A 19,798-nucleotide genomic window follows, 5' to 3' on the forward strand; every position below is an offset into this window, starting at 1 on the left:
TTTGTTCGAATAAGATGCTATTTTTTTCACCCCGATTAACAAGCCTTATATAGAGGATTACCCTCATGAAACTGCAGCAGTTGCAGGCTTTCGTCGCGGCCGCGCATCACCGCAGCTTGCGCGCGGCCGCGCGCGAACTCGGCGTCACGCAACCGGCCGTCACGCATACGATCCGCGAGCTCGAAAGCGCGCTGAATGCGGAACTGATGATGCGCAGCGTGCGCGGCATCGAACTGACCGCATGCGGACTCGCGCTGCTGCCGCGCGCCGAGCAATTGCTGGGCGACATGCGGCGCACGGTCGAAGCCGTCGAGCAGGTGAAGGGGGAACTGGCCGGCAAGGTCAGCGTGGGGACCATGCCGTCGATCGCGCTGACCGCGCTGCCGCATGCGGTGTCGAGCTTTCGCCAGAAGATGCCGCTGGTGAATCTGCATCTGGAAGAGGTGACGATTCCGGATGCGCTCGCGCGTTTGCGCAACGGCGCGCTCGACATCGCCGCGCTTCATCACGTGCAGGCGCTCGACAGCGATCTGGTGCAGGCGCCGCTCTACTCGACGCAGTTCGTGGTCGCGCTGCGCGCCGGGCATCCGCTCGCGAACGTCACGCGGCTCTCCGAGTTGCTCGACGCGGAGTGGATCGCGACCGTCGGCGCCGATCACTTTCCGCACAGCGTGATGATGGCGATGTTCAACACGCACGGCTTGCCGGTGCCGAAGCGGCTGCTGCGGGCGCCGTCGTCGTTCGCGGTGACGCTGGGGCTCGTGTCGCAAACCGACGTGATCGGCTGCTTCACGCGGCCGCTCGCGCAGATGGTCGCGCCGCTCGGCATTCGCGTCGCGCAGATCGAAGACGCGCTGCCGAACTACGATCTCAGCATCATCTCGCGGCGCGATCTGCTGCCGACGCCGGCGGTGCAGCAGTTCGTGTCGTGTTTGCAGCAGGCGACGCGGGAGAGGCTGGCGGCGATCGAATAAACGTTTCAGTGCGCGCTGGCGTGCGCCTTGAGAAGCTCGATCAACGCATGTCCCGCGTCTTCGAGACGGCCGGAGTTGTCGATCGTCGCGCAGCGAACGCCGTGCGGCAACGAGAACGGCGCGCGCCGCGCGAGCCGCGCCGCGACCTGCTCGGCCGACTCACGCGCGCGCGCGCCGAGACGCGCTTCGAGAATATGCGGCGCGGCGTCCACGTGCACGACCTCGGTGTGCGGATAGCGCGCCAACGTGTGCTGCACATGCTGACGCGAACCGTTGACGACCACCGTGCAACCGCGCGCAAGCCACGCGTCGAGTTCGATGCCGATGCCATAGCGCAGCGAATGACTCGACCATTCGAGCGCGAACAGACCAAGCACCGAGCGCGCCGCGAACTCTTCGACACTCAGCGCGACATGCACTTCGCCGTGGCCGCTCGGCCGCGTGATGTAACGATGCGCGAACAGAATCGGCTCGCCCGCGAGGCGCTTGCGCGCGAACTCCAGCAGCGCGTCCTTGCCCGCGCCGGACGGCCCCATCACATAGATCAAACGACCTGTCATGCTTATTCCACCTCGCGAGTCTGGAACGGCACACGCTCCCACAGGATGAACGGCTCGCCCGGCGCCGGTTCGACGAAGAGCGCGGCGTGATCGATGCTCAACGGCCCGAGCAACGGCGTTTGCTGCCGCCACCACGCGACCAGCGCCGCGCGCTCGTCGGCGTCGGCTAGCGAACTCGACAGCGTCATGTGAAAACGGAATTCGTCGAACACGTACGGATAGCCCCATTCGATCAGCAGCGCGCGCTGCCGTTCGCTCAACGGCGCGGCGAGCCGGCGCGCCAGATCGGCCGCCGACGGCCGCGCGCGCAATGCGCCGAGCGATTGCAACGCACTGCTCGCCACCGCGCGAATGGCGGCTTCTCCCTGCTGATTCGCGGGACGCAGCGCGACGAAATCGCCGAGCGTCGCGGCTTCCACCGGCAGTTCGAAGCCGCGTTGCATGAGTGCCCAGGCGCGCGTCGCGGCCAGCACGTCGTCCTGCGTGACGCCTTGCGCGAGACGAAACGGCGCGACCAGCGTGCCGTGCCAACCATAGCGGTGCGGCGCTTCGGTCAGCTCCTTCAGCGCACGCTTCAAGCCGGGCGGTTGCGGCGGCTCGCAGTGCTCGCCGCTTTGCGCATCGCGGCCGAGCCAGGTCGAGCCGGCTCGCCACCATGCGGACTCGCGCGACGGCGCGTAATACACGGCAAAGCGTGCGCCGGCGTTCCACGCGGCGCCGCTCACAGGTCGTGCTCCACTAGCAGTTGCACGCGGTCCGCCGCGAAATGCGTGAAACCGTATTTGACCGGCGTGCGTTGCGGATCGACATCGACGTGCTCGACCCACAGCACCGGCTGCTGACGGTTGATGTTCAGACGCCGCGCCACGTCCGGCTCTGGCAGCACGCTGCCGATGCGGCTCCACTTGCGCAGATAGTCGCCGACGCCGAACTCGGCCATCGACTTCGTGATGCTGCCGGTACGCTGCAGCACATCGGGCAGGCCCGCGAAACGCGTCGCGGGATACCAGCTGCGCGCGAACGTGAGCGGCACGCCGTCGGACTCGTGCAGCGATTCGATCCGATACACCGCCGTCCCTGCCCGCAGACTCAACGCCTTCGCGACACTGGGCTCGGCCTTCACGCGCGCAGCCGACAGCATCGTGCCCACCGCAGCGTGATGCTGCTGGCGCAGGTTCTCGGTGAAGCGCGTGCGGCGGCCGATCGTGTAGTCGATCGCGCCGGCCTGCACGAAGGTGCCCCGGCCCTGCTCGACGCTCACCAGCCCCGACGCGGCCAGCCCCAGCATCGCGCGACGCACGGTGTGCCGGTTCACGTCGAAGCGTTTAGCGAGTTCGCCCTCGCTCGGCAGACGCCCTTCCTCGCCGAAGCCGCTGGCGGCGATTTCGGCCGTCAGAATCTGTTCGATCTGCCGCCACACGGCAACGCCCGCGCCGCGTTCGAGCGTCGTGCCCGGCGTCGCGTTGTCGTTCGATGTCATGGTGCCGTCATTCCCCTGGGTCAAATATGCCGTCTGACGTGCATTGTAGTGCGCCAGCCGCGATGAGAATATGAAATGGCGGCCCCGCGCAACGACGGCACCAAGCCTACCTCTAAACGTCTAGACGTTTAGATGATGCGGTGGTCAAATGCCCAGTCACGCCGACGTCACCGATCAGCCGAATCACAGATCGCGCCAGTTGCGAGCAAGCAGGCGACGCGCAAACCGCACTAGAATGAACCCGCATGAACCGGCGAACCACGGCGCAAGACTAATCCTCATACCGCACCCCGCCCAGGCCATAAAAACGGAGCCAGTCGATGTTGATCAGGAACGCTCGCATCGTGACGCGAGACGAAGTATTCACCGGCGTGCTGCGCGTCGAAGACGGCGTGATTCGCGACGTCGCGCGCGGCACGACCGAGGCGCGTGAAGCGGAAGACTGGGACGGCGATTATCTGCTGCCCGGCTTGATCGAGCTGCATACGGACAATCTGGAGAAGCATCTCGCGCCGCGCCCCGGCGTGCAATGGAATACCGACGCCGCATTCGTGATTCACGACGCGCAGGTGGCGGCCGCGGGCATCACCACCGTGTTCGACGCGCTCGCGATCGGCTCGCGTGTGAACGCCGGGCTGCGCGGCCGCGAGCTGCAAACGCAATGCGCCGAATCGCTGCTGCGCTTCTCCACGCGCAAGCTGTTGCGCGCCGAACACTTCCTGCATCTGCGCTGCGAGATCGCCACCGCCGACGTGGTCGACATATTCGATTCGCTCTGCGCGCATCCGCTGTTGCGGCTCGCGTCGGTGATGGATCACACGCCAGGTCAGCGGCAATGGCACGATCGCGAGCAATGGCGCCGCTTCCAGGAGCGCAACGGCAAGCTGAGCGACGAACATGTCGCGACCGCGTTGGTCCAGCTGTCGGTCGAACAGGAGCGCTATGCCGACGCGCACCGCGGGGAGATCGTCGCGCGTTGCCGGCGGCTCGGCATACCGGTGGCGAGCCATGACGACACGCTGATCGAACACGTCGAACAGGCGAAGGCCGAAGGCATCGTGCTGGCCGAGTTCCCGACCACCCGCATTGCCGCCGAAGCCGCGCGCGCACATGGCATCTCGACCGTCATGGGCGCGCCGAACATCGTGCGCGGCGGCTCGCATTCGGGCAACGTGTCGGCGCTCGAACTGGCGAGCGCCGATCTGCTCGATATCCTGTCGTCGGATTACGTGCCGTCGAGCCTGCTGACCGCCGTGTTCGAGCTGGTCGACAAAGCAGGCTGGACGCTGCCCCGCGCGATGGCGACGGTCTCCGCCGAACCGGCGCGCACCGCTGGCCTGCACGATCGCGGCGCGATCGAAACGGGTCTGCGCGCGGACTTCGTCCGCGTGACGATGCTCGACACGCTGCCGGTGCCGCGCGCGACTTATCGCAACGGGATGCGGGTCGTTTGACGGGGTTGGGTTGATGGCGACGTGCAGCGGGGCTGCCGCGCGCAGCGTGCAAGGTAAGCAGCAGCGCACCGGCGCACCTCGACCACCTCATGCGGTCGGCTCGGCCTCACGCCCTTCGGTTGCGCCCGCGTCGACCCGCGCCCGCGCGAACGCGGCGCGCTCGGCCTGCTCACGCCGACGCACTTCGAGCACATCCTGATAGCGCAGAAACGCGCAACGTCCGCCGGATTTGGCCGCGTACATCGCCGCGTCGGCGTTGAGCAGCAGTTCCTCGGCCGTGCCGCTGTCGTCGGGGAACTGGCTGATGCCGATGCTCGCGCCCACCGTCATGCTATGCCCGTCCATCAGCAGCGTTTCGTTCAGCGCGCCCATCATGCGCGCCGCGATGCCGGGCGCGTCCTGGGCGACATGCGGCCCTTCGATCAACACGATGAACTCGTCGCCACCCAGCCGCGCGACCACATCTGCGGCACAGAGCACCTGCTTGAGCCGCCGTGCAACCGCGACCAGCACCTTGTCGCCGACCGAGTGACCGAACTGGTCGTTGATCTGTTTGAAGCGGTCGAGGTCGACGAACAGCACCGCCAGTCCTTCGTCATGCAGCTTCGCGTCGTCGATCGCGCTTTCGAGTTTCTGCATGAACAGCATGCGGTTCGGCAATCCGGTCAGCACGTCATGCGTGGCGAGGTGCACGAGCTCTCGCTGCTTCGCATGCAGCGCATCCATTTGCGCCTTGATTTCGCGCCGCATCCGCTCGAAGCAACGCGCGAGCACGCCGATTTCGTCGGTACGTTTGACCGGCAGCGTGTTCATCGCGTGGTCGGCGAACAGGTGCGTCGCCGCGTGCGCGAGCAGTTGCAAAGGCTTGGTCACGGCGCGCGCGAACAGGATCGCCAGCAGCACCGCGAGGCCGCTGAAGATCAGCACCATGCGGATGATCTCGTTGCCGAGCAGATGCGCGCCCGACAACACATTGTCGAGCGGCTTCGCAAGACCCAGCACGATAAAGCGGCTGCCCTCGGAGCCGCCGAACGGCCGGCGCACGAATGCGAGCACCTGGCCGGCCGCCTGCCTCGGCCGCGCGAGGCCGTTCACGAGCACTTCGCTTTGCGTCAGTTCGAAGAGCGGCCTGGTCACGGAGAAGCTGTCCTGCATCAGCACCCGCCGGCCGCGATCGAAGCCGAACGTCTTCGACGCATCGGGATGAACGAGGAAGTCGCCCCATTCGTTGGCGAGATAGACCTGATAGTCGCTCGGCAAATCGCTCTGCAAGCGCTTTAGCATGCCGGCCAGATCGACGTCGATCACGACGACGCCCACCACGTTGCCGCTGGCATCCGCGACCGGCGTGCCGAGCCGCAGCGTCGGTTTGCCTTCGGCGCCGTGCGTGCCGAACTCGTGATTGACCGAGATCGGCGACGTATAAACGCGGCCGGGTGCAAAGGCCAGCGTCTCGAACACATACGCGAACTGGCCTTTCTCCTGCAGCTTGCTGCCTTCGACGCGCACGAGGCCATCCGCGTCGCGATCGAAACGGATCAGTTCGAGCCCGTAATGCCGCCGCGTGATGAGCCGGATCTGCAGGTACTCGTGGTGCTGCACCATGAAGCTCGAATACACCTGCGCGAGCCGTTCGCGCCCGGGGTTCGCGCCGAAACCGTCGTCGCTCTGCACGACACCCGCCGACGACGGCATCGTCGCGAGCACCAGCGCGTCGGCGCCGACGTCGTCGATCGACGCGGCGAAGCGTTGCCCCAGCAATTCCGTCGACGTGAGCAGGCTGCGCTCGGCTTCGTTGACCAGCATCGTGCGATTGGCGTGATACGCGTAGTAACCGGTCGCGCCCGACGCGAGCACGCCGATGCACGCAAGGAGCACCGATAGCTTGAAGGTCAAGCCGGGCCGTATCATCAGAACCGCTCCGAGCGGTCGCCCGACACGATGCGGGTCCACAGCTCCTCGCGCCGCTGGATGTCTTCCACCGGGCCGATCCACACGATGTGCTTGTCGCCGCCGCTTTCCAGGGGCGCCGTCAACGTGTTGGCGAGCCCCTGGCGTTGTGTGAGCAAGGCGCTCACGTTCGGTTCGAGCATGTAGTTGATCCACGCGAGCGCAAGCGGCCGGTCACTCGCCGCGCGCGTCATCGACCAGCAATCGAGCCACGCGAGCGCGCCTTCGTCGGGAATCACATAGCCGACGTCGGCGCCCGCGCGGCGCAGCAATTCGACCTGCTGGGTGCCGTAGTTGCCGAACATCAACGCCACGTTATGGTGGATAAAGAACGCGGTCGCCTCTTCGGGCAGTGTGTAATAGGTCAACAGGTTGCGACGCAAATCGACGAGCTTGTGCGCGATCGTGCGCATCTGCGCGGCGTCGAGCTGAAACGGATGCGGGTAGCCGAGCGCCAGCGCGGTGAACGAGAAGTTGTGCTGCGCGCTGTTGAAATCGAGCACCTTGCCGCGGTACTGCGGATTCCACAACTCACGCATCGAATGCGGCGCGACCGGAATCTGCTTGCGGTCGTAGATGAGTCCCATCGACGAATACGTGAACGGGATCGCGTACACCTTGCCGGCCGAGGTCAGTCCTTCGATCGAGTCGAGAGCCTGAAAACGCGGCAACTGTTTTCGGGTGTTCGGCAGGCTGGCCAGATCGAGCGGCGCCAGCAGATTCGCTTGCGTGTAGCGGCGGATTTCGGCCGTGTTCGCGGCGAGCACGTCGAACGACGGGGCGTCTTTCGCGTGCATCTGCGCCCACAGCGCTTCGTCGGAATCGACCAGCGTGACTTCGACCTTCACCTGATAGCGCTGCTCGAATGCCTTCACGATGTCGGCGTCTGCGTAGCCGGGCCACGCGAGCACGTGCAGGACTTTCTCCGCAGCCCGGGCGGGCGCGGCCGGCCACAACGTCACGGCGCAGACCACCCCGAGCAAAACCGTGAACGAGCGGCGAGAAACGCCGCGCTGTCGCAGATGCGCGCGTGCCAAGGCAGACGCGGCTGCCATGCGCCGCGGAAAAGACTGTTTCCAACAGCGCAATCCGTCCGCCATCGACATCATTTGCATATACAACACCGTTTAGCAGAAGGCCGTTGGACGAGCGCGAACGCGCGGCGGTTGATCCGCGAACGAGGGACTCGGTGACGTTCTCCAGACAGATACGCCCGTTGCGCCGTTATCGATCACACATCCGGGGAGCACCGATAATAGCGCTAAAGCAATATTTTTTGCCGCTGTACTGGCTGCCCTCGGTAAAAGAATCCGACCGAGGGAACTAACCGATCTGCCCATCAGGATTTAACGACATCTGGCGCACCATTCTTTAGTCACAGCGTTCGATTCAAAACGTGCTGTGACCGCCATCGCTCGTCATAAGCCGGGATAAATAGCGCCGGTCGAACCCCGCACGCGCGGCGCGATTCGGAATGCCGGGTCGAGAAATGCCCGCCGCTAGCCGCTCCACACCTAAAGAAGCGCCGCACCGCTGCCGATAACGATGACTTGTCCCGACCCGCCCGCGCCGGTCGGGTCGACGATGAGTCAAAAGCAAACAGACGATGCGCCTGAGAAAAACCGAGTGGATGGGAGTGGCCGTCGTGGCCGGATCGATAGCCTGCTTCGGCGGCTGGCTGCAAAGCGAAATGGCCCGCGCGGCGTCCGCACGCTTGCAGCGCGACATGCCGGACTCGCATGGCGCCTGCGCAGGAATGAGCGCGCGCGAAGCCGAAATGCGGGGCAAAGGCGAATTGTGGTGCGGCACGATCAGCGCGGAGCCGCTGGGCAAGCCGTAAAAGCACAACCGCAAATTAGACAACTTCATTACTGCGCGATTACGCCGCGCCGCGACGCGCCCTGCGCGTCATGCGGCTCATGACAGTCCGACACAACGCGCGGCGTGCGGCCATGTCCGCGCGCCCCGCTCCAAAACCCTTGCCGACGCGCGCCCGCCCCACCCATTCGCGCTTTAGAAGCCATCCTCGCGCACCATCCGGTGTTTTACTGACTTCCCAATCTTTTTGACCTGATAAGCTTGGCGCGCGCTGCTGGCCGCCCCGGCCGGCAGCTTCACCCCAAAGCCCGCCGTGAGTCACGACGGGTGTCCCGCAGCGATACAACCGCACGCGGGAGCATTTGAACTACACCGAGGAGTTAAACAGTGAAAAAACTGCTAGCGGCTTTGACGGTTGCTCTGCTTGCCACCGTCTCGATTGGCGCACACGCTAAAGATTGGTCGACGATCCGTTTTGGCGTTGATGCCAGCTACCCCCCGTTCGAGTCCAAGGGTTCGGATGGCAAGCTCGTTGGCTTCGATATCGACCTCGGCAATGAGATCTGCAAACGCCTGGATGCCAAGTGCGTGTGGGTCGAAAACGACTTCGACGGCATGATCCCGGCGCTGAAGGCGAAGAAGTTCGACGGCGTGCTGTCGTCGATGTCGATGACGCCGCAACGCGCCGAACAGGTCGCGTTCTCGTCGAAGCTGTTCAACACGCCGACGCGTCTGGTCGCGAAGAAGGGTTCGGGCATCCTGCCGACCGCCGACTCGCTGAAGGGCAAGACGATCGGCGTCGAACAGGGCACGATCCAGGAAACCTACGCGAAGACGTACTGGGAACCGAAGGGCGCGAAGGTCGTGCCGTATCAGAACCAGGATCAGGTCTACGCCGACCTGCTGTCGGGCCGTCTGGACGCGGCGCTGCAAGACGCGGTGCAAGCTGAGATCGGCTTCCTGAAGACGCCGCGCGGCGCGGGCTTCGACTTCGTCGGCAAGGACCTCGTGGACGCGAAGATCCTCGGCAACGGCGCGGGCATCGGCATGCGCAAGGAAGACACCGATCTGAAGACGAAGGTCGACAAGGCAATTGCCGACATCATCAAGGACGGTACGTACAAGAAGCTCGAGAAGAAGTATTTCGACTTCGACGTGTACGGCGGCTAAACCCGCCACGCGCGCCTGACGGCGCGCCGGCCGGCTGGCACGCACGGGCTCCGCACAGCGGGGCCCGTTTCGTTTGTGCCGCCGCATCCGACCACACGACACGTATATCGGCTAAGATCGTGCGGTCGCGGCGCCGCGAAGCGGCCCGCCCTGGCCTGACCTCGAAGCACGCTTTCATACTGTAATCAACGACATAGCGCGGCACGCCGTTGGGCCGCGGATCCGAAAACATGCAAACCCAAACCCATCCGCTGATTGCGCCGACGCTCGGCACCGCCCGCAACCTGACAAGTTTCCACTACGGTCCCGGCGGCGGGCAGAAGATTTATATCCAGTCATCGCTGCACGCCGACGAGCTGCCCGGCATGCTGGTGTCGTGGGCGCTGCGCCGCAAGCTGGCCGCGCTCGAAACCGCCGGCAAGCTGCGCGGCGAAATCGTGGTGGTGCCGGTGGCCAATCCGATCGGCCTGAACCAGCACTTCCTCGGCCATCTGACCGGGCGCTTCGAAACCAACACCGCTCAGAACTTCAACCGCAATTTTCATGACCTGTCGGCGCTGGTGCAGCCGGTCATCGAGGCGCGTCTCACCGACGACATCGACGCGAACCGCACGGCGATCCGCACCGCGATGCGCGAGGCGTTGGACGCGCAACAGCCGACCACCGAGCTTGCATCGCAACGTCTCGCTCTGCAAAAGCTCTCGTACGACGCGGACATCGTGCTCGATCTGCATTGCGACTGGGAAGCCGCGATGCACCTGTACACGAACCCGGACCTGTGGCCGGAAGTCGAGCCGCTCGCGTGCTATCTCGACGCGAAGGCGTCGCTGCTGGCGCTCAACTCGGTGGGCAACCCGTTCGACGAAATTCACAGCTTCTGCTGGTCGGATCTGCGCGGCCGTTACGGCGACCGCTTCCCGATTCCGAACGGCTCGATCTCGGTCACCGTCGAACTGCGCGGCCAGCGCGAAGTGTCGTACGAGTATGCCGAGAAAGACGCGCAGGCGATCATCGAGTACCTGACCTCGCGTGGCGTGATCGACGGCACGGCCGCCCCACTGCCGCCGCTCGAATTCGCGGCCACGCCGCTTGCCGGCACCGAGCCGCTCCTCGCGCCGATCAGCGGCGTGCTGGTGTACCGCTGCGAAGTCGGCAAGTGGGTGGACGTCGGCCATGAAATCGCCGATATCGTCGACCCGTTGACGGACCGCGTCGTCACCGTGAAGAGCAGCGTGGCCGGTGTGCTATACGCGCGACATATGACGCGCTTTGCGACGGCCGGGCTGGAATTCGCGCGAATCGCCGGCGCGAAGGCATTTAGAAGCGGGGCGTTGCTGAGCAATTGACGCGCGAGCAGCACAAAGCAAATCGCCCGCCAGATAGCGGGTGATTTGCGTTTACGTGTCGATGGAGCCAGTGGGCGCCGGCCGTTTCAGGCGGGCAATTCAGCAGGCCCGCATGCTCGAACCCGAGCCGCGCATGGCCCGCTCACTGCGTTCAAAACGCCGGAATGATCGCGCCTTTGAACTGCGCGTCGATGTACTTGCGCACCTCGTCGGACTCGTACGCCGCGACCAGCTTCTTCACCCACGGCTGATTGCGATCCTGCACACGCACCGCGATCAGATTCGCGTACGGACCTTTGATGTCCTCGATCGCGATCGCGTCTTTAGTGGGCTGCAGACCAGCCTTCACCGCGTAGTCGGTGTTGATCGATGCGGCGTCCAGATCGTCGAGCGAGCGCGGCAATTGCGCGGCGTCGAGTTCGATCAGCTTGAGTTTCTTCGGATTCTCGACCACGTCGAGCGGCGTCGCGTTGACACCGTTCGTTCCGACGCCCGGCTTCAGTTTGATCGCGCCGTATTTCTGCAACAGCAGCAGCGCGCGATTGCCGTTGGACGGATCGTTCTGGATGCCGACCTTCGCGCCTTCCGGCAGATCCTTCAGCGACTTGAACTTCTTCGAATAGAAGCCCATCGGCGAGACGTAGGTCAGGCCCACATTGACGATCTTGTAGCCGCGCTGCTTGATCTGGCTGTCGAGAAACGGCTGATGCTGAAAGCCGTTGGCGTCGAGATCGCCGGCGTCGAGCGCGGCATTCGGCTGCACGTAGTCGTTGAACTCGATGACCTTGAGGTTGAGACCGTCGCGCGCCGCCACCTTGGTGACGACCGACCAGATCTGCGCATCCGGGCCGCTCATCGTGCCGACCGTGATGCGTTTGTCGTCCGCGTGAGCGAACGTTGCCGTCAGCGAAAACGCGGCGACGGCGAGCAGGTTCTGGATGAGTGTCCGGCGTTGCATGCTATTCCCCGTATGCGATTGAAGCGAATGTAAAAAACTGAATGAGCGTGCATCTTCGCATGCCGTCTCGCGTCGTAAAACCAATCGTTTTTCACACGCTTATATCCGCGATTCGAGGAAAGCTTATACAGACCCTGCCTTGCGCGATTTCATCTTGCGAAGCCATGCGGTTGTCGCGCCAGCACGACAGATTGGAAAAATAACGGCGCTGTCACATACCTTACTCAGCGTTCCCTTAAATTGCGGGCCATCGCACGACCTGACCACAAGAGCCTGGCATTGCGATCGCTTAATTTTTAATCGGAGAAAGTCTTGAACAAGAAAGTATTGACCGCCGCTACCCTCGCCGTCTTCGCCACCGCCGCACACGCACAAAGCAGCGTCACGCTGTACGGCCTGATCGATGCCGGTATCAGCTACGTGAACAACTCGAAGACGGCCACCGGCAGCGACAAGCTCTTCAAGTACGACGACGGCGTTTCGCAAGGCAGCCGTTGGGGCCTGCGTGGCACGGAAGATCTGGGCAACGGCCTGAAGGCGCTGTTCGTGTTGGAAAACGGCTTCAGCAGCGCGAACGGCACGGCCGGCCAGGGCGGTGCGATGTTCGGCCGTCAGGCGTACGTTGGTCTGTCGCAGAACAATGTCGGCTCGCTGACGTTCGGTCGCCAGTACTCGTTTTCGACCGACTACCTGGGCGGCAACTACTCGACCGGCGGCCAGACCGTTGCGGGTAACTACGCTTACCACATCAACGACATCGACCAGTTGACGTCGAGCCGTATCAACAACGCGGTCAAGTTCAGCAGCGCGAATTTCGCGGGCCTGACCTTCGGCGCGATGTACGGCTTCTCGAACCAGGCGGGCGCATTCGCCGGCGCACCCGCAAGCGGCACGACCGCGGCACCGGTGGCGGGTTCGTCGCGCGCATACAGCTTCGGGCTGAACTACGCGAACGGTCCGTTCGGCATCGGCGCGGCGTACACGGACATCAGCTATCCGAACCAATCGACGCCGGCCTTCACGACCGCCATCGCGAACGTGAACCCGGGCACCATCCGCGATCTGCGCACGTTCGGCGTGGGCGGCCGCTACTCGATCGGCGCGGCGACGCTGTGGGCGTTGTACACGAATACGCGCCTCGAACCGCTGTCGGGCAGCTCGACGACGTTCGCCGCATACGAAGCAGGCGCGAAGTACGCGTTCACGCCGGCACTGACGGCAGGCGCGGGCTACACGTACATGCACCTGAGCAACGCGAACACGGGCCACTGGAACCAGGTGAACCTGAGCGCCGACTACGCGCTCTCCAAGCGCACGGACGTGTACGCGTTGGGCATCTATCAGATCGCGTCGGGCCACAACGGCACGCAGGATCTGCAAGCGCAGATCGGTTCGAGCACGAGCTACTTCAACACGTCTGGCACGGGCGCGGACAACCAGCTCGCGTTCCGCGTCGGCATCCGTCACAAGTTCTAAGCGACGCTTTGACGGCGGGAGCGCGTGCGTTCTCCGCCGTTGCGGAATCGCCGATTCGAGGAAAACGCCCTGCGGGGCGTTTTTCTTTTTATAGCGCGCTTTTGCAGCGATTCAATCGAGGAGCGCCGGGTTGTCGATCGCGCCGCTCAGCAGCTCGACGAACGCCTGCACTGCGCGCGGCAACGTGCGGCCGGCCATCGTCTGAACCTGCAGCGTGCGCTGATGCAGTTCAGGATTACTGATCGGTATCGCGACGAGCCCATCCACAGCCAGGCGGCTGCGCACAGTGAGAAAGCCCGTCACCGTGACCGCATCGGTATGCAGCACGAAGCTTTGCAGCGCCGCATGATAGTTGCTGACGAACACCGGATCGAACACCAGGCCTTCGAGGCTGCACGAAATGTCGAAGAGTTGCCGGATCGTCACGCCCTGATTGTCGATTGCGAGCGGCCACGGCAGCAGGTCCGCGAGCGTGACCGAATCGCGCGTCGCGAGTGGATGACCCCGCCTGAGCAGCGCGAAGATCGGCGCGCGCTGCGAGTACACCACGTTGATGTCCGGCTCCGGCGCGATGCTGAAGCACACCGCGATATCGACGGTGCCATCGCGCACGCGCTGCGTCGCCACCGACGGCGCCGACACCTCCAGTTGAAAATGCGTGGCCGGATGCGTCTTCAGAAAGCGCGCAAAAACCTGCGGTAGAAAATGCGGCGCAACGCCCTCCGAACTCGCGACGCGAATCGTCGCGCGGCCGCCGTTGCTCAGTCCGCGAATTTCCTCGGTGACGCGCTCCGCGTCCAGCAGGCTGCGCCGCGCGTGCTCGGCGAGCAGGCGCCCCGCGTCGCTCAACACCATACCGCGCGGGCGCCGCTCGAACAGCGCCGTGCCGACGTCCTCCTCCAGCTTCGCAATCTGCCGGCTCAACGCCGACACCGCGACGTACAGGCGCCCCGACGCCTTGCTCAACGAACCGCTGCGCGCCACTTCGAGAAAGTAGCGCAGCGCGGTGTTATCCAACTGGCTCATTTCTCTTCCGCTTTGCCGTTTCGGCAACGATATCTGCCAAATATTGTAATTGTCCACAAATATCGTCCACCGCAAGATCGCGACATCGCTTCGAATCCAGCGCTCGCGCTAGCGGCGCGCCCCCACCGGAGAACAACGTTGACACGTGACTCGGCTATTCAACTCGCGACGGACCAGTACGATTCGGGCCGCTTCCTCGAAGACCTCCAGCGCCGCGTCGCTTTCCGCACGGAAAGCCAGGAAGCCGACAGCGGCGCGCGCCTGCATGCGTACCTGAGCGACGAAATCACGCCGACGTTGACGCAATGGGGCTTCACCTGCCGCATCCTCGACAACCCGGTAGCGGGCGCGGGGCCGTTTCTGGTCGCCCACCGGCACGAGGACGATGCGTTGCCGACGGTGCTGTCGTACGGCCACGGCGACGTCGTGCGCGGCTACGACGCGCAGTGGCGCGAAGGTCTCGCGCCGTGGCGCGTCACCGTCGACGGCGAACGCTGGTACGGCCGTGGCACGGCCGACAACAAAGGGCAGCACAGCATCAACCTGGCTGCGCTGAAAGCGGTGCTCGACGCGCGCGGCGGCAAGCTCGGCTTCAATCTGAAGCTGCTGTTCGAAACCGGCGAGGAAGTCGGTTCGCCGGGCCTGCACGAACTGTGCGCGCAATTGCGCGACGAACTGGCCGCCGACGTGCTGATCGCATCGGACGGCCCGCGTCTTTCCGCGCAACGTCCGACCGTGTTTCTCGGCTCGCGCGGCCTCGTGAACTTCCGGCTCGACGTGAAGCTGCGCGACGGCGGCCATCATTCCGGCAACTGGGGCGGCTTGCTGCGCAATCCGGGCGTGGTGCTGGCCAGCGCAATCGCGTCGATGGTCGATGCCAACGGCCGCGTGATGATCGAAGGACTGCGCCCGCCGCCGATGCCCGACTCGGTGCGCCGCGCGCTGGCCGGCCTCTCGGTCGGCGGCAATCCGGGTGAGCCGGCGGTGGACGCGGACTACGGCGAACCAGGCCTGACGCCGGCCGAGCGCGTGTTCGGCTGGAACAGCCTCGAAGTGCTCGCGTTTCGCACCGGCAATCCGGAGAAGCCGGTCAACGCGATTCCGCCGCATGCGTTCGCGTGCATGCAGATCCGCTTCGTGGTCGGCACCGACTGGCTGAATCTCGAACAGATCGTGCGCCGCCATCTCGACGAGCACGGCTTCGGCATGATCGAGATCGACGTCGAACGCGGCGTGCCCGCGACCCGTGTCGATCCCGACAACGCATGGGTGCAGTGGGCCCTGCGCTCGCTGCAACAGACGACCGGTGTGCAACCCGTGCTGCTGCCGAACCTCGGCGGCACGTTGCCCAACGACGTATTCGCCGACGTGCTCGGCATGCCGACGCTGTGGGTCCCGCATTCATACCCCGGCTGCTCGCAGCACGCGCCGGACGAGCACCTGCTCGGCCCGGTCGTGCGCGAAGGGTTGCGCATCATGTCGGGCCTCTTCTGGGACCTCGGCGTGCGCGATGCCGATGCCCCGAACAGCGCAGCCGCCCTTCCCACGCAACGCCGCCAGGGAGTCCCGTCATGAGCATCGATTCCGCTACCGTCGACGGCGCGATCGCCAAACCCGAGTCACGTTCGAGCGTATCGCGCCTGATCCTCGCGACGTCGATCGGCAATGCGCTCGAGTTCTACGACCTGATCGTGTACGGCTACTTCGCCACCACGTTGTCGCGGACCTTCTTTCCGGTCCACGACAAAACCGTGTCGCTGCTGCTCACGCTCGGCACCTTCGCGCTGTCGTATCTGGCGCGGCCGATCGGGGCGCTCGCGCTCGGTTCGTTCAGCGACCGCAAGGGCCGCAAGGCGTCGCTCACGTTGTCGATCGCGTTGATGACGCTCGGCACCGGCATGGTCGCATTGATGCCGTCGTATGCGTCGATCGGTTTGCTCGCGCCAATCGGCATTTTCGCGTCGCGGCTGTTGCAGGGCTTTTCGGCCGGCGGCGAATTCGGCAGCTCGACGGCGTTTCTGATCGAGCATGCACCGGCCCGCAAAGGCTTCATGGCGAGTTGGCAGTTCTCCAGCCAGGGCGCGAGCACGCTGATCGCGTCTGCGTTCGGCGCGGTGCTGACCGGCGCGCTCACGCAATCGCAACTCGACGACTGGGGCTGGCGCATTCCGTTCCTGTTCGGCATGCTGATCGGTCCGGTGGGACTCTACATTCGCCGCCGTATCGACGAAACGCCGGAGTTCGAGCGCGCCGAGAAATCCGCGTCGCCGGTGCGCGAGTTGCTGGCGACGCAAAAGGAACGCGTGCTGGTTTCGATCGGCTCGCTCGTGCTCACGACCACCGCCAACTATATGCTGCTCTACATGCCGACTTACGCGGCGCGGCAACTCGGCCTCTCGCCGTCGTCCGGTTTCATCGCAACGTTGCTGGCCGGCTGCATCATGATGGTGTTGACGCCGATCGTCGGTCATTGGTCCGACAAGGTGGGCCGCATCCGCATCATGCTCGGTGCGGGCGTGCTGTTCTTCCTGACGGTCTATCCGGCGTTCATGTTCATGAACGCGCATCCGTCGCTCGCGACGCTGCTGGCCGCCGTCGTGTGGGTCGCGATCCTGAAGGCCACCTACTTCGCGCCGATCCCCGCGTTGATGTCCGAACTCTTTCCGACTCGCACGCGTACCACGGGCATGGCGCTCGGCTATAACATCGGCACGACGGTATTCGGCGGCTTCACGCCGCTCGCGGTTGCCGCGCTGATCGCGGCAACCGGCAACAATCTCGCGCCCGGGCTCTACCTGATGCTCGCGGCCGTCATCAGTCTCTTCACTATCGTATGGGCACGCGTGCGTCTGAACGCACGTTGAAACGACAGGACTCTATTCATGCAAGAAGATTTGCAACAGGCAGTGCAGTTCGCGGTGGATCATGAATCGCTGTGGGACCGCCACGTGGATGGCGCGTGGGGCGTGCATGTGAACGACCCGCCGCCGTGGAACCGGCTGCTCGGTCCGGTGCACGATCGTGGTCCCGTGTCGGGCACGATCGCGGTCGACGGCCGTGTGTTGACCTCGTGGGGCGAGCCCGATCGCGCCGACCTGACCTTCAGCGTCGCGAAGATGTACCTCGCGCTGCTCGCCGGCGTCGCGCACGATCGCGGTTTGTTGCCCGACGTCGACGAACCGGTGCGCGTGCGGGTACCCGGCATCGGTTTCGACGACGACCACAACGCGTCGATCACGTGGGCGCATCTGCTGCAACAGACGAGCGAATGGCAAGGCTCGTATTTCGGCCTGTCGGATCAGGCGGACCACTACCGGGCCGTCAATTTCGCCACGCCGCCGGATGGCAAAAAGGGCGACCTGCGTCCGCTGCACACCCCCGGTACGTATTGGGAATACAACGACGTGCGGATCAACCAGCTTTCGCTGGCGCTGCTGCATCTGTTCCGGCAACCGTTGCCCGAGGTGTTCCGCGAAGCGATCATGCGCCCGGCCGGTGCGAGCGAAGACTGGCAATGGGTCGGCTATGACCATGCGTGGGTCGAAATCGACGGCCGGCGCATGCAGTCGGTTCCGGGCGGCACGCATTGGGGCGGCGGCATGTCGGTCAGCGCGAACGATCAGTTGAAGGTCGCGCAGATGCTGCTGAACGATGGCGTGGCGAACGGCACGCGGATTCTGTCGAGCGAGTGGATCGCGCAGATGCGCACACCCTGTGCGATCGCGCCGTTCTACGGCTATCTGGTGTGGCTCAATACCGACCGCAAGGTGTTCCCGAGCGTGCCGGCGTCGAGCTACTTCGGCGTGGGTGCGGGGAGTTCTTTTACGTGGATCGAGCCCGAGCGCAGGATGACGGTGATCGTGCGCTGGTTGAATCCGGCCGCGGCTAACGAGTTCTTTGGGCTCGTGCTGAATGCGGTGGATGCGATCTGTGTCGAGTGAGGGGCCGCGGCTGCGATTTCAGAACGGTTCCGAAATCGCGGCCACGCATTGAACGTACGGTAAGGATAGGCATGAGCGCGGAGGGCGAGAGGCTCGCGCCGTACTCATGCTCACGCCATTTTTTTTAAGCCGCTTTTGCCAGCTCGGCGTCGATCGCGGCAACCAGACGCGGATCGTCGGCGGCGACATCGGGCGAAAAACGTCCGACCACTTCACCATTGCGGCCGATAAGGAATTTTTCGAAATTCCACAACACGTCCACGCGATTCGTCGGATCGACACCATAGCCCTTCAGTCTTTCGCGGAACGGTCCTTCGCCGGTCGCGGCCGGTTGCGCTTCCGTCAGTCGCGCGTACAGCGGATGTTGATCTTCGCCGAGCACGGAGATTTTCGAAAACAGCGGGAAATGCACGTCATAACTCGTGCTGCAAAACGCGGCGATGTCGCTGTCGCTGCCCGGCTCCTGGCCCTTGAAGTTGTTGGCGGGAAAGCCGAGCACTTCCAGACCCGACGCGCGCTTGTCCTGATACAGCTTTTCGAGGCCGCTGTATTGCGGCGTGAGTCCGCATTTCGACGCGACGTTCACGACCAGCAGCACCTTGCCGCGATAATCGGCAAGACTGCTTGCGTTGCCGTCGATCGTTTTCAGCGGGATATCGAATAACGCTTCTGCCATGGAGCCTCCTGGTTGAAGACGGTTCGCTCTTGATTGTGAGCGGGACCGTGAGACGGTCGAGCTTAACCGATCCACTGCGCTTCTGCAGACGACACACTCACACTGAAACGATCCACGTCGTGTCGCCGCGCGTCGCTGGCGGCGCTAAAGTGCCCAATCAATTTCGCAGCGTTCCCGCTCAATCAAAGGCGCTACCAGAGCGGATACGATAGCGCTGAACAACCATCAGCATGCAAATGCCGAGCGACGCCGCGATATTGACGACTGGATAGAATGCGACCGCCATCGTCCACTGTCTCAAGGCCAGTATTGCAAGAGCGTATTTGACGACACACAACACGAAATAGGCAAGGCTTTCGCTCCAGGGATCTCGAGCCGTCTTGCGGATCGTCGGACCGAGACCTGCCAGTTCGATGAGCGTCACCAGACAGACCGAGAGGGTCGGGTCGTCAGTCAGCATCCAAAGGGGGATGGCTAACAGCGCTGCGCCAAGAAACATCCAGTCGGCTCGTGTCCAGCTTCTCTCCCCTCTAAAGATGCTCGCCACGAAAATCAGAATGCATGTCAAGGCGATCGCCGCCGTGCACCACGCGGAAGGGCCGGCCCCCGCAACGAATTGACCGGCAGCGGCTATCGTCGTGACGATCGACCAGATCAGCCACGTGAACAGATGAGGACGAACGGTCCGCCTGAGAATCGCCAGCCCATAGGGAATGGCTGCGAGAATCGATACGGCCGAGCCGACGACTCCAAATATCGAAGCGGTATCGTGATCGATGCTCACCATTGCAGTACTTTCTGTTTCCACCGAACAATTGGCCAGAACGCTTTTGCCTGTAGCTGAGGGAGCGGCGCTGTAATAGCCGAGGTAAACGCTGTAATGGCAGTGATCAGCGTAGCCACGCGCCGCCGTAAGCCAGCGCCTTCAGAGCTCGGTTTCGTAGCACCGGGTTCCAGCGCCTGCGTCGC

At 64.1% G+C, this 19,798-nt stretch carries 19 protein-coding genes; 9 read left to right on the forward strand and 10 right to left on the reverse strand.

What is annotated here, in order from left to right; genetic code table 11:
• Positions 1-65 precede the first annotated feature (65 nt).
• Positions 66-974, forward strand: coding sequence for a LysR family transcriptional regulator (locus BGI01S_RS22600; RefSeq protein ID WP_042328260.1), 909 nt, complete (start codon positions 66-68; stop codon positions 972-974).
• A 5-nt stretch (positions 975-979) separates the two neighbouring features.
• On the opposite strand, the gene phnN is transcribed toward BGI01S_RS22600, so the two are convergent.
• From phnN to phnF, 3 genes are read right to left on the reverse strand one after another with little or no spacing between them, the layout of a single operon-like run.
• Complete coding sequence (gene phnN, locus BGI01S_RS22605) at positions 980-1,534, reverse strand: phosphonate metabolism protein/1,5-bisphosphokinase (PRPP-forming) PhnN (protein ID WP_042328261.1); 555 nt, start codon at positions 1,532-1,534, stop codon at positions 980-982.
• A 2-nt stretch (positions 1,535-1,536) separates the two neighbouring features.
• Positions 1,537-2,259, reverse strand: a complete 723-nt coding sequence (locus tag BGI01S_RS22610) for a DUF1045 domain-containing protein (RefSeq protein ID WP_042328262.1) — start codon at positions 2,257-2,259, stop codon at positions 1,537-1,539.
• Positions 2,256-3,014 carry a phosphonate metabolism transcriptional regulator PhnF gene (gene phnF / locus BGI01S_RS22615; protein WP_042328264.1) on the reverse strand — a complete coding sequence of 253 codons (759 nt, stop codon included), beginning with the start codon at positions 3,012-3,014 and terminating at the stop codon, positions 2,256-2,258. Before phnF ends, BGI01S_RS22610 begins: the two co-directional genes overlap by 4 nt.
• 320 nt (positions 3,015-3,334) lie before the next feature.
• Here phnF and BGI01S_RS22620 point away from each other — a divergent pair, with 320 nt between their 5' ends.
• A complete protein-coding gene (locus tag BGI01S_RS22620; RefSeq protein ID WP_042328265.1) occupies positions 3,335-4,468 on the forward strand; it encodes an alpha-D-ribose 1-methylphosphonate 5-triphosphate diphosphatase in 1,134 nt (377 codons plus the stop codon).
• A gap of 87 nt (positions 4,469-4,555) precedes the next feature.
• On the opposite strand, the gene BGI01S_RS22625 is transcribed toward BGI01S_RS22620, so the two are convergent.
• Together BGI01S_RS22625 and BGI01S_RS22630 are read right to left on the reverse strand one after the other, a co-directional pair.
• Positions 4,556-6,379 carry a diguanylate cyclase domain-containing protein gene (locus tag BGI01S_RS22625; protein ID WP_042328266.1) on the reverse strand — a complete coding sequence of 608 codons (1,824 nt, stop codon included), beginning with the start codon at positions 6,377-6,379 and terminating at the stop codon, positions 4,556-4,558.
• Positions 6,379-7,473, reverse strand: a complete 1,095-nt coding sequence (locus BGI01S_RS22630; RefSeq protein WP_157004253.1) for an ABC transporter substrate-binding protein — start codon at positions 7,471-7,473, stop codon at positions 6,379-6,381. The genes BGI01S_RS22625 and BGI01S_RS22630 overlap by 1 nt, the downstream gene beginning before the upstream one ends.
• Positions 7,474-8,024: 551 nt before the next feature.
• Here BGI01S_RS22630 and BGI01S_RS22635 point away from each other — a divergent pair.
• The 3 genes from BGI01S_RS22635 (at position 8,025) to BGI01S_RS22645 (ending at position 10,752) form a co-directional block, all read left to right on the forward strand.
• The gene (locus BGI01S_RS22635) at positions 8,025-8,258 is read left to right on the forward strand and encodes a hypothetical protein (RefSeq protein WP_042328268.1); all 234 of its coding nucleotides are present in this window, start codon (positions 8,025-8,027) and stop codon (positions 8,256-8,258) included.
• A 365-nt stretch (positions 8,259-8,623) separates the two neighbouring features.
• Complete coding sequence (locus tag BGI01S_RS22640; protein ID WP_042328269.1) at positions 8,624-9,406, forward strand: ABC transporter substrate-binding protein; 783 nt, start codon at positions 8,624-8,626, stop codon at positions 9,404-9,406.
• 230 nt (positions 9,407-9,636) lie between these two features.
• On the forward strand, positions 9,637-10,752 hold the full coding sequence (locus tag BGI01S_RS22645) for a succinylglutamate desuccinylase/aspartoacylase family protein (RefSeq protein WP_042328318.1): 1,116 nt from the start codon (positions 9,637-9,639) through the stop codon (positions 10,750-10,752).
• Between the two features lie 151 nt (positions 10,753-10,903).
• On the opposite strand, the gene BGI01S_RS22650 is transcribed toward BGI01S_RS22645, so the two are convergent.
• On the reverse strand, positions 10,904-11,710 hold the full coding sequence (locus tag BGI01S_RS22650) for a MetQ/NlpA family ABC transporter substrate-binding protein (RefSeq protein WP_042328270.1): 807 nt from the start codon (positions 11,708-11,710) through the stop codon (positions 10,904-10,906).
• 312 nt (positions 11,711-12,022) lie between these two features.
• Between BGI01S_RS22650 and BGI01S_RS22655 the strand changes: the two genes are divergently transcribed.
• Complete coding sequence (locus tag BGI01S_RS22655; RefSeq protein ID WP_042328271.1) at positions 12,023-13,186, forward strand: porin; 1,164 nt, start codon at positions 12,023-12,025, stop codon at positions 13,184-13,186.
• A 111-nt stretch (positions 13,187-13,297) separates the two neighbouring features.
• Here the strand turns inward: BGI01S_RS22655 and BGI01S_RS22660 are convergent, their stop codons facing one another.
• Positions 13,298-14,203 carry a LysR family transcriptional regulator gene (locus tag BGI01S_RS22660; RefSeq protein WP_042328319.1) on the reverse strand — a complete coding sequence of 302 codons (906 nt, stop codon included), beginning with the start codon at positions 14,201-14,203 and terminating at the stop codon, positions 13,298-13,300.
• A gap of 147 nt (positions 14,204-14,350) precedes the next feature.
• Here BGI01S_RS22660 and BGI01S_RS22665 point away from each other — a divergent pair, with 147 nt between their 5' ends.
• Genes BGI01S_RS22665 through BGI01S_RS22675 form a run of 3 tightly spaced genes read left to right on the forward strand, consistent with a single transcriptional unit; the run spans position 14,351 to position 18,153 of the window.
• On the forward strand, positions 14,351-15,787 hold the full coding sequence (locus BGI01S_RS22665; RefSeq protein ID WP_042328273.1) for a M20 family metallopeptidase: 1,437 nt from the start codon (positions 14,351-14,353) through the stop codon (positions 15,785-15,787).
• Entirely contained in the window at positions 15,784-17,076 is a 1,293-nt protein-coding gene (locus BGI01S_RS22670) for an MFS transporter (RefSeq protein ID WP_042328274.1), read from the forward strand. The genes BGI01S_RS22665 and BGI01S_RS22670 overlap by 4 nt, the downstream gene beginning before the upstream one ends.
• A gap of 18 nt (positions 17,077-17,094) precedes the next feature.
• Positions 17,095-18,153 carry a serine hydrolase domain-containing protein gene (locus tag BGI01S_RS22675; RefSeq protein ID WP_042328275.1) on the forward strand — a complete coding sequence of 353 codons (1,059 nt, stop codon included), beginning with the start codon at positions 17,095-17,097 and terminating at the stop codon, positions 18,151-18,153.
• Between the two features lie 124 nt (positions 18,154-18,277).
• On the opposite strand, the gene BGI01S_RS22680 is transcribed toward BGI01S_RS22675, so the two are convergent.
• The 3 genes from BGI01S_RS22680 to BGI01S_RS30860 all read right to left on the reverse strand — a co-directional run.
• Positions 18,278-18,829, reverse strand: a complete 552-nt coding sequence (locus BGI01S_RS22680) for a glutathione peroxidase (protein WP_042328276.1) — start codon at positions 18,827-18,829, stop codon at positions 18,278-18,280.
• 178 nt (positions 18,830-19,007) lie between these two features.
• Positions 19,008-19,616 carry a hypothetical protein gene (locus BGI01S_RS22685; protein WP_042328277.1) on the reverse strand — a complete coding sequence of 203 codons (609 nt, stop codon included), beginning with the start codon at positions 19,614-19,616 and terminating at the stop codon, positions 19,008-19,010.
• Positions 19,610-19,798 (reverse strand): hypothetical protein (locus BGI01S_RS30860; RefSeq protein ID WP_217997660.1); only part of this gene is annotated, 189 nt, incomplete at its 5' end. The genes BGI01S_RS30860 and BGI01S_RS22685, both read right to left, overlap by 7 nt.

The sequence above is a fragment of the Paraburkholderia ginsengisoli NBRC 100965 genome, assembly GCF_000739735.1.
Lineage (GTDB): Bacteria > Pseudomonadota > Gammaproteobacteria > Burkholderiales > Burkholderiaceae > Paraburkholderia > Paraburkholderia ginsengisoli.

What these genes read in the sequence shown, in the direction of transcription:
- BGI01S_RS22600 (WP_042328260.1), top strand. Translation starts at nt 66, where the DNA reads ATGAAACTGCAGCAGTTGCAGGCTTTCGTCGCGGCCGCGCATCACCGC.
- phnN (WP_042328261.1), bottom strand. Translation starts at nt 1,534, where the DNA reads ATGACAGGTCGTTTGATCTATGTGATGGGGCCGTCCGGCGCGGGCAAG.
- phnF (WP_042328264.1), bottom strand. Translation starts at nt 3,014, where the DNA reads ATGACATCGAACGACAACGCGACGCCGGGCACGACGCTCGAACGCGGC.
- BGI01S_RS22620 (WP_042328265.1), top strand. Translation starts at nt 3,335, where the DNA reads ATGTTGATCAGGAACGCTCGCATCGTGACGCGAGACGAAGTATTCACC.
- BGI01S_RS22625 (WP_042328266.1), bottom strand. Translation starts at nt 6,379, where the DNA reads ATGATACGGCCCGGCTTGACCTTCAAGCTATCGGTGCTCCTTGCGTGC.
- BGI01S_RS22630 (WP_157004253.1), bottom strand. Translation starts at nt 7,473, where the DNA reads ATGGCAGCCGCGTCTGCCTTGGCACGCGCGCATCTGCGACAGCGCGGC.
- BGI01S_RS22635 (WP_042328268.1), top strand. Translation starts at nt 8,025, where the DNA reads ATGCGCCTGAGAAAAACCGAGTGGATGGGAGTGGCCGTCGTGGCCGGA.
- BGI01S_RS22645 (WP_042328318.1), top strand. Translation starts at nt 9,637, where the DNA reads ATGCAAACCCAAACCCATCCGCTGATTGCGCCGACGCTCGGCACCGCC.
- BGI01S_RS22650 (WP_042328270.1), bottom strand. Translation starts at nt 11,710, where the DNA reads ATGCAACGCCGGACACTCATCCAGAACCTGCTCGCCGTCGCCGCGTTT.
- BGI01S_RS22670 (WP_042328274.1), top strand. Translation starts at nt 15,784, where the DNA reads ATGAGCATCGATTCCGCTACCGTCGACGGCGCGATCGCCAAACCCGAG.
- BGI01S_RS22675 (WP_042328275.1), top strand. Translation starts at nt 17,095, where the DNA reads ATGCAAGAAGATTTGCAACAGGCAGTGCAGTTCGCGGTGGATCATGAA.
- BGI01S_RS22680 (WP_042328276.1), bottom strand. Translation starts at nt 18,829, where the DNA reads ATGGCAGAAGCGTTATTCGATATCCCGCTGAAAACGATCGACGGCAAC.
- BGI01S_RS22685 (WP_042328277.1), bottom strand. Translation starts at nt 19,616, where the DNA reads ATGGTGAGCATCGATCACGATACCGCTTCGATATTTGGAGTCGTCGGC.